Consider the following 17,232-nt stretch of genomic DNA (forward strand, 5'->3'; position numbering starts at 1 on the left):
ATTGCTGCCGGGGCCGCCGTTTATTGCGCTAACCCCGCACGGCGGTCCGGTACGCCGACGGCGGCTGCCCGATCTGCGCCCGGAACGCCGAAGCGAACCGCGACGGCGTCGCGAACCCGCACGCCTCGGCGATCTCCGTCACCGACAGGTCCCCGCGTTCGAGGTGCCGGCACGCCTTCTCCACCCGGACCCGGGTCAGGTAGCGGTAGGGCGTCTGCCCGGTCGCCGTCTTGAAGACGCGCAGGAAGTGGAACGGGCTCAGGTCGGCCGCCGCCGCCATGTCGGCCAGGGTGAGCGGGCGGTGGTGGTTGTCGCGGATGAACTGGACGGCGCGGCGGGTGCGCAGTTCGTCGCGGCCGGGGACGCGGGGCGGGGGTGCCGCCGCGTGCCGGGTCAGGAGATGGACCGCCAGGAACGACGCCGCCGATTCCGCGTACAGCTCGTCGGCGCCGGCGAGCGCCGCCGAGCCCAGCGCGCCGGCGACCGAGGCCAGCACCGGGTCTTCGACGGCGAGGGCGTCCGGGCGGCCGAGGCGGCCGGCGTCGCGGCCCCACAGCTCCAGCGCCGTCCGGTCGACCAGCGCGGCCGGCAGGTGGACGTGCGTGGTCAGGGTGCGCCCGGCGCCACGCCAGCGGAGGCGGACCGGGTGGCCGGGCGCGGTCAGGCCGACCGAGCCGGGGCCGTAGTCCGCCCGGCGCCACCGCGCGCCGTGCCGCGACTCGATGGTCGTGGTGCCCGCGCCGACCACCACGATCGTCTGCTCGTCGGCGGGCGGCAGGTCGAGCTCGGCTTCAGGGGCGTTGTCGAGCAGTCGCACGAGCACCGCGGACCAGCCGTTGTCCCGGCGGCTGCAGAGCCGGACCCGCGCCGCGCTTCCGGGATCGAACGTCACGCCCCGACCCTAGATCCGGGGTTCGAATTTGAACAGCGGGTACCGTTGTCCGCATGGGTGGTCCGCTGAACACGCAGGAGAAGCGCGCCTGGAACGCGTTCCGCAGCACCTTCACCCTGCTCCACCAGCGGATGGACCAGCAGCTCAAGCGCGACGCCGGCCTGTCCCACCTCCAGTACGAGATCCTCGCCCGGCTCGGCGCGGCCCCGGACCGCGAGCTGCGGATGGCCGAGCTGGCGTGCGCGGTGTCGAATTCCAAGAGCGGGCTGACCTACCAGATCGGCCAGCTGGAGCAGGCCGGCCTCGTCCGGCGGCGGGCGTGCGAGAGCGACGTCCGCGCCGTCTACGCCGTGCTGACCGACGAGGGCGCGGAGCTGCTGGCGCGGGCCACGCCCGGGCACGTCGCCCTCGTGCGCGAGCTGCTGCTCGACGTCCTCACGCCGGACCAGCTGAGCGCGCTGGCCGACGGCCTCGGCGAGGCGAACCGCCGCATGCTGGCAGCCGGGGACTGCACCGGGCGTTAGGCCGCGCGAACGGCTCCCCGGGACCCGGCCGACGGCGAGGCCGCGTACCGCCGGTGGCGCACCAGGTTCGACCTGGTCGTGGACGCGCTGGACTACGGCTTCCGCGAACAGCGCGATTCCTCCGCCGGTGACTTGAGCGGGCACCTTCGCCGGCGAGGCGATCCGCACGCCGAAGCTGCTCGGGATCCTCCGCGAGCACGCCGTCGTCTCGGTGCTGTGGCCGGGCGCCGGCCGCCTGACCGGCGCCGACGCGGTTCACGCAACCATTCCGGGCGCTCGCCCGTGTATCAGGGGTGTGAGGACTTCTTCGCAACGACGGCGGCTGTTCCGGCCGCGGGCGACGGCCGTCGCGGTGCTGGCCGGCGCCGGGCTCGCGTTCGCGCACACCACCGCGGGGCCGCCGGTCACGGGCCCCGTCCTGGCGGCCGCGGCCGGCGGGCACGGCCTGCCCGACCCGGTGGCCACCACGACCCGGCCCGCCCCGAACCCGATCCTGCCCTTCAACGCGAAACTGACCTCGGCCGACATCCCCGTCCCGGGCGGCGGCGTGCGCGACGGCGCCTGCAGCGGGTCGCTGGTCGCGCCGCAGTGGGTGATCACCGCCGGGCACTGCTTCCACGACCTCGCCGACGCCCGGGTCGGCGGCCCGCCGCGGTACACGATGACGGTGACCGTCGGCCGCCTGAAGGACACCGACCCCGGCGGGCACACGGCGAAGGTCGTCGACGTCGAGCAGTCCCCGGTGAACGACCTGGCGCTGGCGAAGCTCGACCTCGCGATCAACGACATCGCGCCGGTCGAGCTGAACCGGCAGCGGCCCGTGGTGGGCGAGCAGCTGCAGTTCGCCGGCTGGGGCTCGCACTCGGCGACCGTGCTCGGCCCCTCCGACCACCTCAAACGCGGGGCCTTCACGGTTTCGGGCATCGGCCAGTCGACGCTGGAAGCCGTGCCGGCCGGCACGCGAACCGTGGAAAACGGCCCGTGCCCGGAGGATTCGGGCGGCCCGTTCTTCGTCTCCCCGGACGACCGCACGGCGACGCTGGTGGCCATCGTCAACACCGGCCCGCCGTGCCCGCAGCCCGGCGCGGAGACGATCGCCCGGGTGGACGTGGTCGCGGACTGGATCCGCGAGCGGACGGGCTGAGCGGCGGCGCCCGGGACACGGGCGCCGCCGCCCAGGCTCAGGGTGCGCCGGTGATGGTGAACTGCGAACCCGGCTCGACGACGACGTTGCCCGCCGACGAGTTCGTGATCGTCACGTCCGACAGCGCCGCGCTGCCGCGGGCGCCGCTCATCGCGAGGATGCCGGCCCCGTTGTTGGACTTGTCGATCTTGACGTTCGTGACCGCCACGTTCATGGTCCCGCCGCCGGTCTTGAACTGGATGCCGTCGTAGGTGGAGTCGTGGATCTCCGTGTCCCGCAGCGTCACCCCGGTGATGTCCTTGCCCTGCGCGAAGAACGTGATCGCGCCGAACTTCTGCTGCTCGCCCCAGAACACGCCGCCGCAGCGGTGCAGGGCGTTGTTCGCGATCAGCGTCTGCCCGGAGAACGGCAGCGGGTCGTGGTCGGTCGCCAGCATGATCCCCGGGTAGTTCATCGTGTCGGACACCAGGTTGTTCTCGATCTTGTTGCCGTAGCCGCCGTAGATCGCGATGCCGTTCGCGCGCCACGGGAGCTGGATGGTGTTGTTCGTGAAGGCGTTGTCGTGCGCGATGTCCACCGACGGGTCCTTCACGTACTGGTTGGCCCACACGGCGAGCGAGTCGTCTCCAGTGGTGCGGAACGACGAGTCGAACACCCGCGAGTTGCGCGTGCCGTTGGTGAAGTTGATGCCGTCGGCGTAGGTGTCGCGGATCCGCATGCCGCTGAACTGGAGGCCGTCGGCCGGCCCCCACAGCTCGGGCTTGTTGCTGTAGTCGCGGCCGACCCACACGCCGACGTTCGCGTGCTCGATCCAGACGTTGGAGATCTTGGTGCCGGTGCCGAAGCGGCCGTTGAGGCCGACGCCGCCCTCGGCGTTGCCGTCACCGCCGCGGATCCGGCCGGAGCCGAAGATGGCGATGTCGGAGATCTGCGTGTTCTTGTCGATGTCGAACCCGAAGTTGCCTTCGTGCGGGTGGTTGATGGTGCCCGCGTCCTGCGGCTGGATCAGCGAGTACAGCTGCGAGCGCCACATGCCGGCGCCGCGGATGGTCACGTTGGAGATGCCGACCTGGTTGTACTGGCCGCCGCCGTTGGGCACGGTCGGGTCGTCGGTCAGGATCTTCGCCTCCTGCCGCCACTGGCCTTCGGGGATCCAGACGCACGCGATGACGCCGTTCTGGTCGTCGGTGACCGCGCGCTGGATCGCCGGGGCGTCGTCGACGCCGTCGTCCGGCACGGCGCCGTATGCGGTGATGGACGTGCATTCGGCGGGCTTCGGCAGCGCCGGCGCGACCTGTTCGAGGTCGACCAGGTCGATGACGTAGTAGGCAGCGCTGTCGCCGTTGTCCCGCTGCAGCTTGAACTTCGTGCCCGCCGGGTACGACTGGCTCAGCAGCGCGTGCGACTCGTCGAACAGCCGGCGCGCGTTGGCCTGCGGCGTGTTCGTCAGGCCTTCGGGGTCGTCGGTGGTGCCGTAGAGCCAGCTGTGCTTGGACGACAGCGTCAGCTTCTGCGCGAAGGTGCCGTTGACGTACAGGCTGAGCGTGAAGTCCTGGCCTCCGCCGCCGGGCGCATCGGGCACGGAGTTGCGGACGACAATCGAGTTCGCCTGGTTCACCGACGTGATTTCGACGTACTGGCCCTGGTTGGCCAGCCGCACCGACCGGCGGCCGGAGGACTCGGTCGCGAAGTTGGTGTGCCCGAACGTGCGCAGCGGGTCGGTTTCGAGCAGCTGACCCTGGTACTGCGCGGCTTCCGCCTCGTATTCGGTGTACGGCAGGGCGGCGCCGCGGCCGACCACGATCGTGCGCGAGAGCCCGTTGTTGGACTCGTTGGTCTCCGCGACGGCGTTCGCCGCGTCCGCGGTCGCCGTCAGGGTGGCGCCGCCGCCGGTCGCGGTCCACGTGCCGGTGATGGCGACGTCCACTGTGGACCCGGCCGCGACGGCGGGCGTGCTGCCGCTCAGGGTGGTGGCCCCGGCGGTCAGGCGGGTCACCGAGGCGCCCGCGCCGCTGGTGCCGCGGTTGTGCACGGCCACGGTGAACGACACCGCCGCGCCGGCCGCCGGGTTCGGCGGGTTCGACGTGATGCCGGTGACCTCGAGGTCCGGCCCGGGTGCCTGGGCGACGACCAGTGGTGCGGGCGCGGTGAAGGTGTTGTTGGTGTCGTTCTGCTCCACCACGGTGTTGGCCGGATCGACGGTCGCGGTGACCGGGTAGCTGCCCTGCGGCCGGGTGCCCGCGGCGACGGTCACCGTCGTGGACGCGCCCGCGTCGAGCGCGCCGACGGCCGCGTTGCCGACGACCGTGCCGCCGAGGGCGACGTTGACCGTCGTGGCGGGCGCGGCCGCGGTGCCCGCGTTCTTCACCGTCGCCGAGACGGTGACCTGGCTGGTCTCGTCCGGGTTCGCCGGCGTCCAGGTGGTGCCGGTGACCACCAGGTCGGGGTTCGGCGCCGGCGTGCCGAGCACCTGGAACTCCGCGACCTGCGCGCCCGGGGCGCCGGAGTTGGCGAAGAACTGCAGCCGCACGTCGGCGGCCCGCCCGGTGACCGGGATGGTGACGGTGTTCTGGCCGGCGGCCGGGTCGAAGCGGTAGTCGGCGCGGGCCTTGAGCGTGCTGAACGCCGTGGCGCCCTGGTCGCGGCCGAGGACCTCGAAGTTCTGCGTTCGCGCGCCCCAGACCGCGTCCGGGTTGAGCTTCACGACGACGGCGTCGAGGTCGGCGCCGGCACCGAGCTTCACGGTCAGCGAGTTCGGGTAGCCCGCCGCGGATTCCCAGTACGTGCCGGTGTTGCCGTCGTTGGCGTTGGCCGCGACGAACGAGAAGACGCTCGAGGTCGCCTCGATCGGCTTGCCCGCGGCGAGGTTCTGCCCGGCCTGGGTGCCCTGCCGCACGACGTGGGCGCTGTCGGCGGACTCGTGCCCCGCGGCGTCCGTGGCCCGCACGAAGTACTCGACGCGCGTGCCCGCGGGCCGCGTCTCGGTGAACGTGGTGCCGGTGACGGTGGTGACCGGCGTGCCGTCGCGGTAGACGGTGTAGCCGGTGACGCCGACGTCGTCGGTCGAGGCCGACCAGGTCAGCCGGATCTGGCCGCCGCCGGGCTCGGTCAGGGCGAGGTTCGCGGGCGCGGTGGGCGCCTGGGTGTCGCCGGAGTCGGGGCCGTACAGCTCGAACTCCGAGAGCTGCGCGGCCGGCCACTGCGTGTTGGCGGTGATCTGCAGGCGCACGTACCGGGTCGTCGCGGTCACCGGGATGGTGACGGTGTTGGCGCTGGGTGCGAACGCGTACCCGCCGGAGGCGACGAGGTCGGTGAACGCGGTGCCGTCGGTGCTGCCGCGCACGGCGAGCGTCTGGGTGCGGGATTCCCAGGTGGCGGGCAGTTTCAGCACGATCCGCGAGAGCGGCTTGGCCGAGCCGAGGTCGGCCTGGAGCCACTGCGGGAACGCGTTGTTGGCGGATTCCCAGTAGCTGGCCTGGTTCCCGTCGACGGCGTTGGCGACCGGGTAGCCGGGCAGCGCGCTGCTCGCCGACACCGTGCGGGTCAGCGGCACGTCGGCGACGGCGGCGGCCGCGGCTTCGGTCCGGGGTGGCGGGCCGCCGGCGGCGGAGGCGAGGGAGAGCCCGGTGACGGACAGCCCCACGGCGAGGAATCCGGCCAGGAGCCGGGGCAAGCGCATGCGTGTCATGGCGTCTTCTCTTCGTCGAGAGCGGCAGGGGAGGGAGCGCGAGCCTCACGAGCATGCAACAACGAGGAGACAACATGCAAGAACTTGACATGATTCAGAAATTTGACGACTAGCCGTCCGGGCGTGCGGAATCGCCGCCCGATCTGTCCGGAACGCGAGGTGGGTCAGGAGAACGAAAGCGCGGTCAGCTCTTCGGCGATCAGCAGGTCGGGGTCGAACTTCATGCCCGCGAAGTGGCCGGCCAGCTCGAGGGACAGCACGCCGTGCAGCCGGGTCCAGAAGGCCAGCGCCCGGTGCAGCGCCCCGGCCGAAACGGTGCTGTCGCCCGCCCACTCGCGATGGGTCTCGAGGTGTTCGTCGAACGGCGACGGGACCTCCGCGTCCGGCATTTCCGCGCAGGCTTCGATCAGCACCGCCATCACCTCGTGCGAGAGCGCGGTCGTGTCGGCGGGCGCGTGGTAGCCGGGGACGGGCGTGCCGTAGATGAGGAAGTACCGCTGCGGATCGCTGCGCGCCCAGTTCCGGATGACGTGCGCCAGCATGGCGAAACCCTGGCCGCGGACGGACCGGACGGCGTCGGCGATGCTGCGGTAGGCGTCGCGGATGAGCGCGGTGAGCAGCTCGTCCCGGCTCGCGAAGTACCGGTACAGCGCCGGGCCGCTCATGCCCAGCTGCTTGGCGATGGCGTTGAGCGACAACGCCGGCACGCCGGCCGCGGCGATCTGCTCCCAGGCGTGCCGCTTGATCTCTTCACGCACTTGAGCGCGGTAGCGCTCCCGCGGGCTCTCCGTCACGGTTAGAGGCTATCACTTTTCCTATTGACACTCACTCCGCACTGGTTATAGCTTCTAACCATCACGACAAGGGCTAACAACCAGGAGAACCTCATGACTCGCTTGCGCACCGCCCTGCTCGCCCTCCCCCTGGCCGCCGGGCTGCTGGGCGTCGCGGCTCCGGCCGCTTCGGCTGCTTCCGCGTCCGTCACCTGCCGCGGCGAGGGGATCGATCCGGCCGCCCGGCTGCACTACCGGACCGAGACGCTGATCAAGGCGCCGCCGGGCGCGGTCTGGAAACTGCAGACCGACGTCGGAGGCTGGCCGTCGTGGCAGAGCGCCGTCAGCAGCGCGAAACGCCTCGATCCCGGCCCACTGCGGCCGGGCTCGCGGTTCCGGTGGACCACGCCGGTCCCGGCCACCCCCGCGACGCCGGCGACCACGCTGGTCATCACCTCGACCGTCCACCAGTCCCAGCCGGGCCGCTGCGTCCGCTGGAGCGGCCCGGCCATCGGCGCGGGCCTGCGCATCGACCGGGGCGTGCACGTCTGGACGTTCACCCCCGCCCGCGGTGGCGTCCTGGTCCGCACCGAGGAGAGCTGGACGGGCGACCAGATCGAAGCCGACCCGGCCACCGCCATGAAGTACCTGGCCCCCGGGCTCGACGCCTGGCTGGCCGACCTCAAGAAGACCGCCGAAGCCCCCTGCCACCGCTGAGCCACGAGGAGAACACGATGACCACCACCACAGCCCCCGCCCGCCGCACCTCGACCGCCGTCCTGATCGCGGCCTGGGCCGTGCCGGTCATGGTGCTCGGGCAGTTCGCCTTCCTGACCGTGCTCCCGATCGCCGTCGTCCTGGCCGGCGCCCTGCGCGCGGGGAATTCCTTGCGCTGGTGGGCTTCCGGGCTCGCCGCGGGTTACGCCGCGCTGATCGGGGCGTGGCTGCTGGGGCCGGGCGACGCGCCGAGCTTGTCGAAGTTCCTGAGTCCCGTCGCCACCGGGATCTTCGCCGCGGCCGGGGCCGCGGTGGCGATCGCCGCCGTCGTCAGCCGCCGGCGTGGCCGCTGACGAACGCCGTGAGGAAACACGGTGTCGGCGATCACCGCCAGGCCGATCCCGCCGCCGAGCAGGGACACCCCGAGCACCACGGACTCCCCTTCGACGGCTGGCGACATGTCGACTGTGGCGCGGGTCACGGAATGCTCGGCGATCTTCGGCGCTACACCCGAAGAGAACCGTTCGACCCGAGGGAGCGCCATGTCCACCACCACCCCGGAAGAAGCCACCGCGCCGGCCGTGCCCGCGCTGGACGACTTCGACTTCGAGCTCACCGACGGCGCCGCCTGCCGGATCGACGACCCGGACTGCGAAGCCTGCCAGTGAGCCCGCGGCGCCGGCCGGTCCACGCCGGCCGGCGCCCTCTCAGAGGTGCATGGCCAGCCACAACGCCAGCCAGGCGAGGCACGCCAGCGCGCCGCCGACGCCGAACGCCAGCAGCACGCGCCGCAACCCCGCGATGACGCCGGCCCGCCCCGTCACTTCGGTGATTCCCGCATCAGCCATGGCCACGTGATGCCCCCGTGCGGGCGCGGCAAACATCGGCGCTAGCCCGCGTCACCCATCACCAGGCCCTCGATCGTGTGCTTCTGGGTGATCGGCCGCAGCACGTCGACGACGGGGCAGTGCAGGTGCGCGCGCACGGAGTCCGGCAGTGCCGCCCAGAATTCGCGGGTCACGGCGGTGTCGTGGCGCGCGTCGTTGCCCGCGCCCGGCGCGTCGAGGCCGAGCACGAGCACCGGCCGGGACTTGGCCGAGTGGTTCGCCGTGCCGCGGTGGATCGTCAGCGCCGAGCGGATCGAGATGTCCCCCATCCGCGGGAACTTCCGCGCGGCGAGCTCCCGGTAGCGCGGGTACGCCGACCGCGGCGGGAACATGCCGTGGTCGAAGCCGGTGCCGTCGTCCCAGTGCGTGCCGGGCGCGATTTCGAACGGGCCCATGTCCGGCTCGGTGTCGACCGCGGTCACGTTGACCGCCAGCGACGTCAGCCTGCGCTCGCGCGCCGTTTCCTCCGGCATCGGGAAGTCGCGGTGCCACGGCTGGTCGACCGCGCCGGCCAGCGGGACGTCGAAGCCGACCTCGACGATCCGGTAGTCCGGCCCCAGCACCGCCTCGGCGACGGCCGTGATCCACGGGTGGCTCGCCAATTCGGCGAACCCGCGCAGCTGCTCCGGGTGGATCTCGACGTAGTAGCGGTTCGGCCCGCGGCCGACGGCGCCGTCCGGCCGGGCGCGCGCCTCGGCGAACGCCGTGTCGATGTCCTCGCCGAGGCGGCGGACCCAGTCGCGGTCGAACGCCCCGGGCAGGCCGATGATGCCGTCCCGGTGCAGGCGCTCGGTCAGGGTCGTGAGCTCGGTGACGGGCAGTGCGGGCGCGGTCATCCTGGCCTCCTCGGGGCACGACGGCGTGGCACCTCAGTTTGCAACGTGGCATGCCACGTTGCAAGAGGTACGCTGCGCGGGTGAACCCGAAACTGCGCGACGTGGCCGAGCACGCGGGCGTGTCCGTCCGGACGGTGTCCAACGTCGTCAACGGGTTCCGCTACGTGGCCCCGGCAACCCGTGAGCGGGTGCAGGCGAGCATCGACGCGCTCGGCTACCGCCCCAACCTCGCCGCCCGGACGCTGCGGCGCGGCCGGACCGGGCTGATCGCGCTGGTGATCCCCGAGATCGACTCGCCGTACTTCGCCGAGCTCGCCGCGCGGACAGTGCGCGTCGCCGAGGCCCGCGGCCTCACGGTGCTCATCGACCAGACCGACGGCGACGCCGAGCGCGAGAAACAGCTGCTGCACGGGCAGCGCAGCCAGCTGGTCGACGGCGTCCTGTTCAGCCCGTGGGCGGTGGCCCCCGCCGAGCTGGCCGCGCGCACCGACCCGGTCCCCTTGGTGCTGCTCGGCGAGCACGACGGCACCGGCGGCGTCGACCACGTCGCGATCGACAACGTCGCCGCGGCGCGCGAAGCCACCGCCCACCTGCTGGCGTCCGGCCGCCGCCGCGTCGCGGCACTGGGCATCCAGCCGCGCTCACTGAACGCGACGGCCCGCCAGCGCCTCACCGGCTACCGCCAGGCGCTTGCCGACGCCGGGTTGGCGGAGACGCCGGAGCTGGAGATCGCGGTGCGGCGCCTCCACCGCGCCGACGGCCACGCGGCGATGCTGACCCTGCTGGACCTGCCCGAGCCCCCGGACGCCGTCTTCTGCTTCACGGACGAGCTGGCCCTGGGCGCGCTGCGGGCGGCCGCCGACCGCGGGGTGACGGTGCCCGGCGAGCTGGCGCTGGCGGGCTTCGACGACATCGAAGACGGCCGCTACAGCGTCCCGGCGCTGACTACGGTGTCGCCGGACAAGGACCGCATCGCGGAACTGGCACTGGACCGCCTGACCCAGCCGGCGGCGGAGCCCCGATCGATCGTGGCACCGCACCGGCTGGTGGTGCGCGGCACCAGCTGAGCTACAGCGCGAGCGCCACGCCGGCTGGTCGAGCGGAACGGCCGCGGCCGGGTGCCCTGCCAACGCCCCGCACCCCGGAACGGCAGCCGCCCGCCGTCGCCGCACCGCCGCACCGGTTGGCCGTGCGCGGCACCAGCTGAGCTACAGCGCGAGTGCCACCCGGTCCCGGCCCGCCTTCTTGCCCGCGTACAACGCTTCGTCGGCCGCGCGGATGACGCCGTCCAGGCCCGCTTCGGCCACCGCCGGGTGCAGGGCCGCGCCGATGGTCGCCGACAGCGCCACCCGTTCGCCGGTGGGCGCGGTGATGCGCAGCGCCCGGATCCGGACGCGGATCCGCTCCGCGACCGCGCGCACCTCGGCTTCGTCGACGTCCGGCAGCAGGACGGCGAACTCCTCCCCGCCGTAGCGCCCGACGGTGTCCCCGCGCCGGACGGTCTTCGCGAGGACAGTGGCCACCTCGGCGAGGACGTCGTCGCCGACCGGGTGGCCGTGGGTGTCGTTGATGCGCTTGAACCAGTCGAGGTCGATCATCAGCACCCCGGTGCGGCCGCCGGTGGCGCGGGCGCGTTCGAGCGCGCGCTCGGCCTGCTGGTGCCATGCGATCGCGTTGAGCAGCCCGGTGCGCTGGTCGGTGCGCGCGGCGATCTTGAGCTGGTCGAGCTGGACGCACTGGTGCAGCGCGAACGTCGGGATGATCATCAGCAGCGCCGCGGGCGGCCACCACAGCAGCGCGAGCGCGACGAACACGCCGAGCGCCAGCTGGCTGACCTCCAGGAGGTTGTCCGAAGCGCTGCCCAGCAGCCGCCGGGGGTGCTCGACGGTGACCGTCCAGGCGATGACCGTGCCGACGAGCGCGGTGTTGACCGTCCACTGCACGGCACCGGCGGCGAGCACGGCGGCGAGGTCCGCCCAGCCGGGCCGGGCGCCGTCGCCGAGGTGCAGGAGGTGCTCGTGCGCGCCGGTCGCCCGGAGCACGGCGGCCGCGGCGGCCGCCGCCAGTGCGAGCGTGGCCGCGGTGAACACCGTGCGGTGCGGCGGGCGGACCGGGTCGAAGCGGTTGACCAGCAGCCAGCGGTGGCCGTAGATCACCGCGACCAGCGCCAGCTCCAGCACCAGCGGCAGGGCGAGCACCCCGGCGAAGATCCAGACGCTGCAGAGGTCGACGTACGGCGAGCCGGAGCGGTCACGCCGCCGTTGCTCGATCAGGTGCGACGCGTGCAGGTGCGGCAACGCGGCCGCGGCGAGCCAGCCCGCCGTCGCCCACTGCTGGGAAGTCGGTGCCGTCCGCGCCGCCGCCACCAGGACGGCGAGCGCCGCCAGATCGACCGCCAGGACGAAAAACAGCACCCGCCCGGGCAACGACCACAGCTTCCACCGCGGTGGTGCCCAATCCCCCGGAGTGCTCGTGTCTCCGCTCATCGCAGCGCCTCCCCGCCCTGCTCCGCGCCGGTGAACACCTGCTCGCCCAGGGTAGTCGCGTTGCGGTCGGGTGTCAGCCGTTTCCCCATGGCGCGACCCGACCGGGCGGCTGGGACCATTCCGGGTATCCGAGACCGGACGAACCGCACGGAAAGGCGAGCCGATGAGCGACAAGGGCTGGTGAACCCGCACGACCACCCTCGTTCCCCCGGACACCGAGAAGAGGAGCGCCCGATGGCCGACAAAGGCTGGTGAACCCGCAGCAACGACCCCACGTCCCCCGGCACCGACAAGGAGCACCCCGTGACCGACAAAGGCTGGTGAACCCCACGCCCGCACCCCCACCCCGCGACCACCGAGGAGCACGCCATGCGCGACAAGGGCTGGTGAACCCGCAGCGACCACCTCACGTCCCCCGGCCACCGAGAAGAGGAGCGCCCGATGAGCGACAAAGGCTGGTGAACCCCCACTCCCCCGGCCACCGACAAGGAGCACCCCATGACCGACAAAGGCTGGTGAACCCCCGTCACGCTTCGGCCGGCAGCGCGGCCGAGACCGCGTCCGGCCGCCGGCGTGACCACGCGGCGGCCGCGGCGAGCGCGACCAGCGCTCCCGCGGTGCCCGCCACGGCGATGGCCGTCGCCGCGCCGGCCAGTTGCGCGAGCACGCCGCCGAGCACGATGCCCAGGCCCTGGCCGGCGATCATGCCGGTGCGCGCGAAGCCGAGGGCCCGTCCCCGCAGCGGCGGCGGGGACAGCTGGACGAACGTCGCACCCGCCGTGACCTGGTACGCCGAGCACACGCCGGACACGAACAGCAGCGCCAGCGCCGTGCCCAGCGCGGGCTGGGTCCAGTAGGCCACGAGCGGCGCCGACGTCCCGACCGCGAGCACGCCCAGCGCGCGCACCCGCACCCGGCGCGCGACCAGCCGGAGCAGCAGCGCGCCGGCGACCGCGCCCGCCGGTTCCGCGGCGAGGAGCACGCCGATCCAGCCGCCGCCCGCGCCGACCTCCCTGGCGAACGGCACCGCGAGTCCCTCCGGCACCACGGTGAACAACGCCAGCCAGCCCAGCCAGACCAGGGTCGCGAGCGTCCGGTCGCGGCTGACGGCGACCGCGCCCCCGGCGACCTGCCGCCACCACGACGTCCCGTGCCGGGGCCTGCCGCCCGGTGGCGGGTGGCTGCCCAGTCCCGTGCGGATCAGCAGCGCGGAGACGGCGAAGGTGGCGGCGTCGATCGCCAGCGCGGTGTGCGCGCCGACGCCGGCCACCACGAACGCGGCCGCCGCGAACCCCAGCACCAGGCACAGCTGCGTGGTGACCTGCTGCACCGCCTGGCCCGCTTCGTACCGGGTGCCGAGCAGCTCCGGCAGCACCGCGCCCTGCGCCGCGGAGAACGGCGCTTCGGCGAGCTGGACGAGCACCAGCAGCGCGGCCATCAGCGGCAACGGCGTCGCGGGCACGGCCATCACCGCCACCAGCGCCGCACGGGCGACGTCGCACACCACCATGACCTGCCGCCGGGGGAAGCGGTCGGCCAGCCACGAAAGCAGCGCGCCCGAAACGAGCGCGGGCAGCATCGAAAGCGCGTACGTCGCCGCGCTCAGCGCCGCCGAGCCGGTGCGCTGGTACACGAGGATGGACAACGCGACGCGCGCGAGCTGGTCCCCGGCCACCGAAAGCAGGCCCGCGAGCCACACCACCCGGAACCCGCGCACTGCGAACGCCGACCACGTCCCGGCCATCCCCCACCCCCAGGCTGTCACGGAGAGCGCCGCCTGAAACGCTCAGCGTAGTGCCTGGGGCCGTCACTACGCCACCGGCGGGGTCCCGTGCGTGTGGAAGGACTCGATCGTCTTCAGCCCCCACGCCTGCCCCTTGGCCCGCTCGGCTTCGGTCCAGGTCACCGGCTCCCAGTCCGGCGCGAAGATCAGCCGGCCGGTCGGGTTGCACAGCTCGACGCGGTTGCCGCCCGGTTCGTAGACGTAGAGGAAGAACGTCTGCTGGATCGCGTGCTTGTGCGGCCCGGTCTCGATGTGGACGCCGTTGTCGAGCGCGATGTCGGCCGCGCGGAGGATGTCTTCCCGCGTGTCGGTCGCGAAGGCGATGTGGTGCAGGCGCCCGCTCGATCCCGTCCGGTCGTTGGTGTAGACGAGGTCGTAGGACTTCTGCGCGAAGTGCGTCCACTGCCCGGAAATCACGCCGCTGTCGAGCCGGATCTGTTCGGTGACGCGGCCGCCGAGCGCGTCGCAGACGAACCGCCCGTTGGCTTCCGCTTCCTTCGCCAGGTAGTTGACGTGGTCGAGGCGGCGGACGCCGACCCCGCGGCCGGGGTAGGCCTGCGCCTGGTTCTTCAGCGCGGGCCGCAGGTGCCCGGGCGGGGCGTAGCGCTCGGTTTCCCAGTAGAGCTCGAGTTCGTGGCCGTCCGGGTCGCGGAACAGGTACGTGGGGCCGATCCCGGTGTCGCCGTCGACCCAGCCGACGCCGAGGCCGCGTTCCTCCAGCGCCGCCACCCGGCGCTTGAGCGCGTCCTCACTGGACGCGCGCAGGGCCGTCCGCCCGACCCCGGACGTCTTCGCCGCGGTGAGCTTCAGGCTGTGGTGCTCGTAGTCGTCCCAGGTGCGCAGGTACACCGAGTCGCCGTCGGTGCCGTTCTCGGTGAGGCCGAGCACGCGGACGAAGAAGTCGAGGCTCTTCTCCGGCTCCGGCGTGAGCAGTTCGACGTGGCCGAGGTGCGCGATTTCGTGGCGCGGCGAGGGGTCGGGCATGGCTGGCTCCTCAGTAACGGGGGAAAACGGTGCCGTCGAACAACTTCCGCGCGGTCCGGATCACCGTCGACCGGCGGACGCGGGAGCCGTCGAATTCGATCGCCACGGCGAGCTTGCCGCTCGGGTGCTCGATTTCCACCGGCCCGGCGCCGGTTTCGAGCAGTTCGTGCCCGACGGCGCCGTCGAGCAGCACCGCCGTGACGACGCTGACGCCGCCGAGCACGCCGATCGACGGGTGCGGCTTGACCGGGATGAACGTCCGGGTGCAGAGGGCGCCGCCGTCGCGGGGCGCGGCGACCAGCGTGGTCTTCGGGACCGAGCTGCCGCGGACGTCGCCGAGGCCCATCAGCTTCCCGGCTTCGACGCGCAGCGCGTCGATCCGTTGGGCCAGTTCCGTTCCGGCGAGTTCTTCGACCGGCTCGTACCCGGTGATGCCGAAGTCTTCGGCGCGCGCGACGACGACCGGCATCCCGTTGTCCACACAGGACACGGCGATGCCCCCGATGTCGTCGCGGACGTGGCCGGTCGGCAGCAGGCTGCCGCAGACGGATCCTTCGGTCTCGGTGAAGTCCAGCTCGACCGGGGCGGCCGTCCCGGGGACGCCGGAAATCGCCGTGTCGCCGCGGTAATCGACTTCCCCGCCCGGGGTGGCGAACGTCGAAACGGCGATGGTGCCGGTGTTGAGCAGCCGCACGCGGACGGTGGTGCGCTCGTCGCCCGCCGGGACCAGCCCGCGCTCGACGGCGAACTGCCCGACGCCGGCGAGCAGGTTGCCGCAGGTCTGGCGGTCGGAAACGGTCGCTTCCTCGACGCCGAGCTGCAGGAACAGGTAGTCGACGTCGTGGCCGGGGTCCTCGGCGGCCGAGACGATCGCGACCTTGCTCGTCACCGGCTGGGCGCCGCCGAGGCCGTCGATCTGGCGCGGGTCGGGGGTGCCCATGATCCGCAGCAGCAGGTCGTCGCGGGCCGCGGGGTCGGCGGGCAGATCACCGGCGAGGAAGTAGGCGCCCTTCGACGTCCCGCCGCGCATGAGCATGCAGCGCACGCCGGTCATGCCTGCTCCTTCTCGTACTCCTCGGCGGTCAGGTACCGGACGCCGAGCGCTGCGAGTTTTTCGCGCAGCCCGTAGCGGTCCAGCCCGAGCTGGCCGGTGGCGAACGCCTCCCGCGCGGCGGCTTCCTTTTCCAGGCGCGCCTTCGCGGCTTCCAGTCCTTTTCGGACGTCTTCGCGGCGGACGCGCAGGACGCCGTCGTCGTCGGCCAGGATCGCGTCGCCGGGGCGGATCAGCTGCCCCCCGATGGCGACGGGGACGTTGACCGCGCCGGCGGTCGCCTTGACGGTGCCCTGCGCGCTGATCGCGGCCGACCACACGGGGAAGCCGAGCGCGCGCAGGTCGGTGACGTCGCGGACGCCGGTGGTGGTGACCAGGCCGCGCACCCCGCGGTGGCGCAGCGCGGTCGCGAAGAGTTCGCCGAAGAGCCCGTCGGTGCACGGCGAAGTCGTGGTGACGACCAGGACGTCGCCTTCGCGGCACTGCTCGACGGCCGCGTGGATCATCAGGTTGTCCCCGGGCCAGCAGAGCGCGGTGACGGCGGTGCCGCCGACGCGCGCGCCGTCCTGGATGGGCCGCAGGCCGGACCCGAGCAGCCCGGAGCGGCCGAGGGCCTCGTGCACGGTGGCGACGCCGTAGTCGGCCAGGCGCGTCACCTCCTCGAGGTCGGCGCGCGGCGGGTCGGTGACGATGACGGGCTTCATACCCGCCACCATACGGTTCCGTCGCCAAGATTGTCAACAATCTTGGCGACGGTTTACCTCAGAGGCGAGACGTCCGCGTCGGCCGCCTTGAGCGCCTCGATCACGCTGCCGAGGTGCACCCGGGCGGCTTCGGCGGCGCGCTCGGGGTGGTTCGCGCAGATGGCGTCGATGATCGCGAGGTGCTCCGGCAGCGAGACCTGCGGCCGGCCGGGCCGCATCGCCAGCCGGAACTGGTGCCGGACGCTCTGCCCGCGCAGCCGTTCGAGCACCTGCGCGGCGGTCCGCTGCCCGCTGATCTCGCGGATCCGCCGGTGCAGCCGCTGGTTGAGGCCGGAGTACCCGACGACGTCCCCGCTCGCGACGGCCTGCCGCATCAGCTCGCCGAGTTCGCGCAGCTCGCCGACCTCGGCGTCGGAAATGCGCTCGGCCGCCTTGGCCGCGCACAGCGATTCGAGCATCATCCGGACTTCGGAGATCTCGACGGCCTCTTCGAGCGAGACCGCGCGCACGCGGGCGCCGCGGTTCTGCACGCGTTCGACGAGCCCTTCGTTGGTCAGCTCGATCAGCGCGGCGCGCACGGTGGCGCGGCTCGCCGCGAACTGGGCGGACAGGTCCGCCTCGACCAGCCGCTGGTTGGGCACGAACTCACCGCGGACGATGGCGTCCCGGATGGCCGCCACCACCGAACGCTCCCCCGGCTGCCGGTCCGCAGCACTCTCGGTCATACCCTCGACTCCGATTTTGTTGACAATTTTGTCGAGCA

The 17,232-nt window shown here is 72.8% G+C and carries 17 protein-coding genes; 6 read left to right on the forward strand and 11 right to left on the reverse strand.

Features of this window, described 5'->3' with window-relative positions; genetic code table 11:
• Positions 1–28: 28 nt before the first annotated feature.
• Positions 29–892 carry a helix-turn-helix domain-containing protein gene (locus tag EIY87_RS12120; protein ID WP_125307805.1) on the reverse strand — a complete coding sequence of 288 codons (864 nt, stop codon included), beginning with the start codon at positions 890–892 and terminating at the stop codon, positions 29–31.
• Between the two features lie 53 nt (positions 893–945).
• Between EIY87_RS12120 and EIY87_RS12125 the strand changes: the two genes are divergently transcribed.
• Positions 946–1,416 carry a MarR family winged helix-turn-helix transcriptional regulator gene (locus tag EIY87_RS12125; protein WP_125307806.1) on the forward strand — a complete coding sequence of 157 codons (471 nt, stop codon included), beginning with the start codon at positions 946–948 and terminating at the stop codon, positions 1,414–1,416.
• Positions 1,417–1,711: 295 nt separating this feature from the next.
• Positions 1,712–2,560 carry a S1 family peptidase gene (locus EIY87_RS12135; protein WP_225439838.1) on the forward strand — a complete coding sequence of 283 codons (849 nt, stop codon included), beginning with the start codon at positions 1,712–1,714 and terminating at the stop codon, positions 2,558–2,560.
• 37 nt (positions 2,561–2,597) lie between these two features.
• Here EIY87_RS12135 and EIY87_RS12140 read toward each other — a convergent pair whose 3' ends face one another.
• Positions 2,598–6,239: a CARDB domain-containing protein gene (locus EIY87_RS12140; protein WP_125307870.1), complete on the reverse strand. Its 3,642-nt coding sequence runs from the start codon at positions 6,237–6,239 to the stop codon at positions 2,598–2,600.
• A 173-nt stretch (positions 6,240–6,412) separates the two neighbouring features.
• Positions 6,413–7,042: a TetR/AcrR family transcriptional regulator gene (locus tag EIY87_RS12145; RefSeq protein WP_125307807.1), complete on the reverse strand. Its 630-nt coding sequence runs from the start codon at positions 7,040–7,042 to the stop codon at positions 6,413–6,415.
• Positions 7,043–7,135: 93 nt separating this feature from the next.
• Between EIY87_RS12145 and EIY87_RS12150 the strand changes: the two genes are divergently transcribed.
• The 3 genes from EIY87_RS12150 (at position 7,136) to EIY87_RS48905 (ending at position 8,406) form a co-directional block, all read left to right on the forward strand.
• Positions 7,136–7,738 (forward strand): SRPBCC family protein, encoded by a 603-nt coding sequence (locus EIY87_RS12150; RefSeq protein WP_125307808.1) that lies wholly within the window; start codon positions 7,136–7,138, stop codon positions 7,736–7,738.
• A 17-nt stretch (positions 7,739–7,755) separates the two neighbouring features.
• Complete coding sequence (locus EIY87_RS12155) at positions 7,756–8,091, forward strand: hypothetical protein (protein ID WP_125307809.1); 336 nt, start codon at positions 7,756–7,758, stop codon at positions 8,089–8,091.
• Between the two features lie 189 nt (positions 8,092–8,280).
• Complete coding sequence (locus EIY87_RS48905; RefSeq protein WP_255481994.1) at positions 8,281–8,406, forward strand: hypothetical protein; 126 nt, start codon at positions 8,281–8,283, stop codon at positions 8,404–8,406.
• 39 nt (positions 8,407–8,445) lie between these two features.
• Here EIY87_RS48905 and EIY87_RS48040 read toward each other — a convergent pair whose 3' ends face one another.
• Entirely contained in the window at positions 8,446–8,586 is a 141-nt protein-coding gene (locus tag EIY87_RS48040; protein ID WP_191984064.1) for a hypothetical protein, read from the reverse strand.
• Between the two features lie 41 nt (positions 8,587–8,627).
• On the reverse strand, positions 8,628–9,461 hold the full coding sequence (locus EIY87_RS12160) for a phytanoyl-CoA dioxygenase family protein (RefSeq protein WP_125307810.1): 834 nt from the start codon (positions 9,459–9,461) through the stop codon (positions 8,628–8,630).
• Between the two features lie 80 nt (positions 9,462–9,541).
• Between EIY87_RS12160 and EIY87_RS12165 the strand changes: the two genes are divergently transcribed.
• Positions 9,542–10,528 (forward strand): LacI family DNA-binding transcriptional regulator, encoded by a 987-nt coding sequence (locus tag EIY87_RS12165; RefSeq protein ID WP_125307811.1) that lies wholly within the window; start codon positions 9,542–9,544, stop codon positions 10,526–10,528.
• Positions 10,529–10,669: 141 nt separating this feature from the next.
• On the opposite strand, the gene EIY87_RS12170 is transcribed toward EIY87_RS12165, so the two are convergent.
• From EIY87_RS12170 to EIY87_RS12195, 6 genes are all read right to left on the reverse strand, one after another.
• Positions 10,670–11,947 (reverse strand): GGDEF domain-containing protein, encoded by a 1,278-nt coding sequence (locus EIY87_RS12170; protein WP_225439840.1) that lies wholly within the window; start codon positions 11,945–11,947, stop codon positions 10,670–10,672.
• Between the two features lie 526 nt (positions 11,948–12,473).
• The gene (locus tag EIY87_RS12175; protein WP_125307812.1) at positions 12,474–13,691 is read right to left on the reverse strand and encodes an MFS transporter; all 1,218 of its coding nucleotides are present in this window, start codon (positions 13,689–13,691) and stop codon (positions 12,474–12,476) included.
• A 66-nt stretch (positions 13,692–13,757) separates the two neighbouring features.
• Positions 13,758–14,714 (reverse strand): catechol 2,3-dioxygenase, encoded by a 957-nt coding sequence (locus tag EIY87_RS12180; protein ID WP_125307813.1) that lies wholly within the window; start codon positions 14,712–14,714, stop codon positions 13,758–13,760.
• Positions 14,715–14,724: 10 nt separating this feature from the next.
• The gene (locus tag EIY87_RS12185) at positions 14,725–15,768 is read right to left on the reverse strand and encodes a 4-oxalomesaconate tautomerase (RefSeq protein WP_125307814.1); all 1,044 of its coding nucleotides are present in this window, start codon (positions 15,766–15,768) and stop codon (positions 14,725–14,727) included.
• Entirely contained in the window at positions 15,765–16,469 is a 705-nt protein-coding gene (locus tag EIY87_RS12190; protein ID WP_125307815.1) for a 4-carboxy-4-hydroxy-2-oxoadipate aldolase/oxaloacetate decarboxylase, read from the reverse strand. Before EIY87_RS12190 ends, EIY87_RS12185 begins: the two co-directional genes overlap by 4 nt.
• Positions 16,470–16,522: 53 nt before the next feature.
• Positions 16,523–17,194: a GntR family transcriptional regulator gene (locus EIY87_RS12195; RefSeq protein ID WP_125307816.1), complete on the reverse strand. Its 672-nt coding sequence runs from the start codon at positions 17,192–17,194 to the stop codon at positions 16,523–16,525.
• Between the last annotated feature and the right edge of the window lie 38 nt (positions 17,195–17,232).

Source organism: Amycolatopsis eburnea (assembly GCF_003937945.1).
GTDB classification, from domain to species: Bacteria; Actinomycetota; Actinomycetes; order Mycobacteriales; family Pseudonocardiaceae; genus Amycolatopsis; species Amycolatopsis eburnea.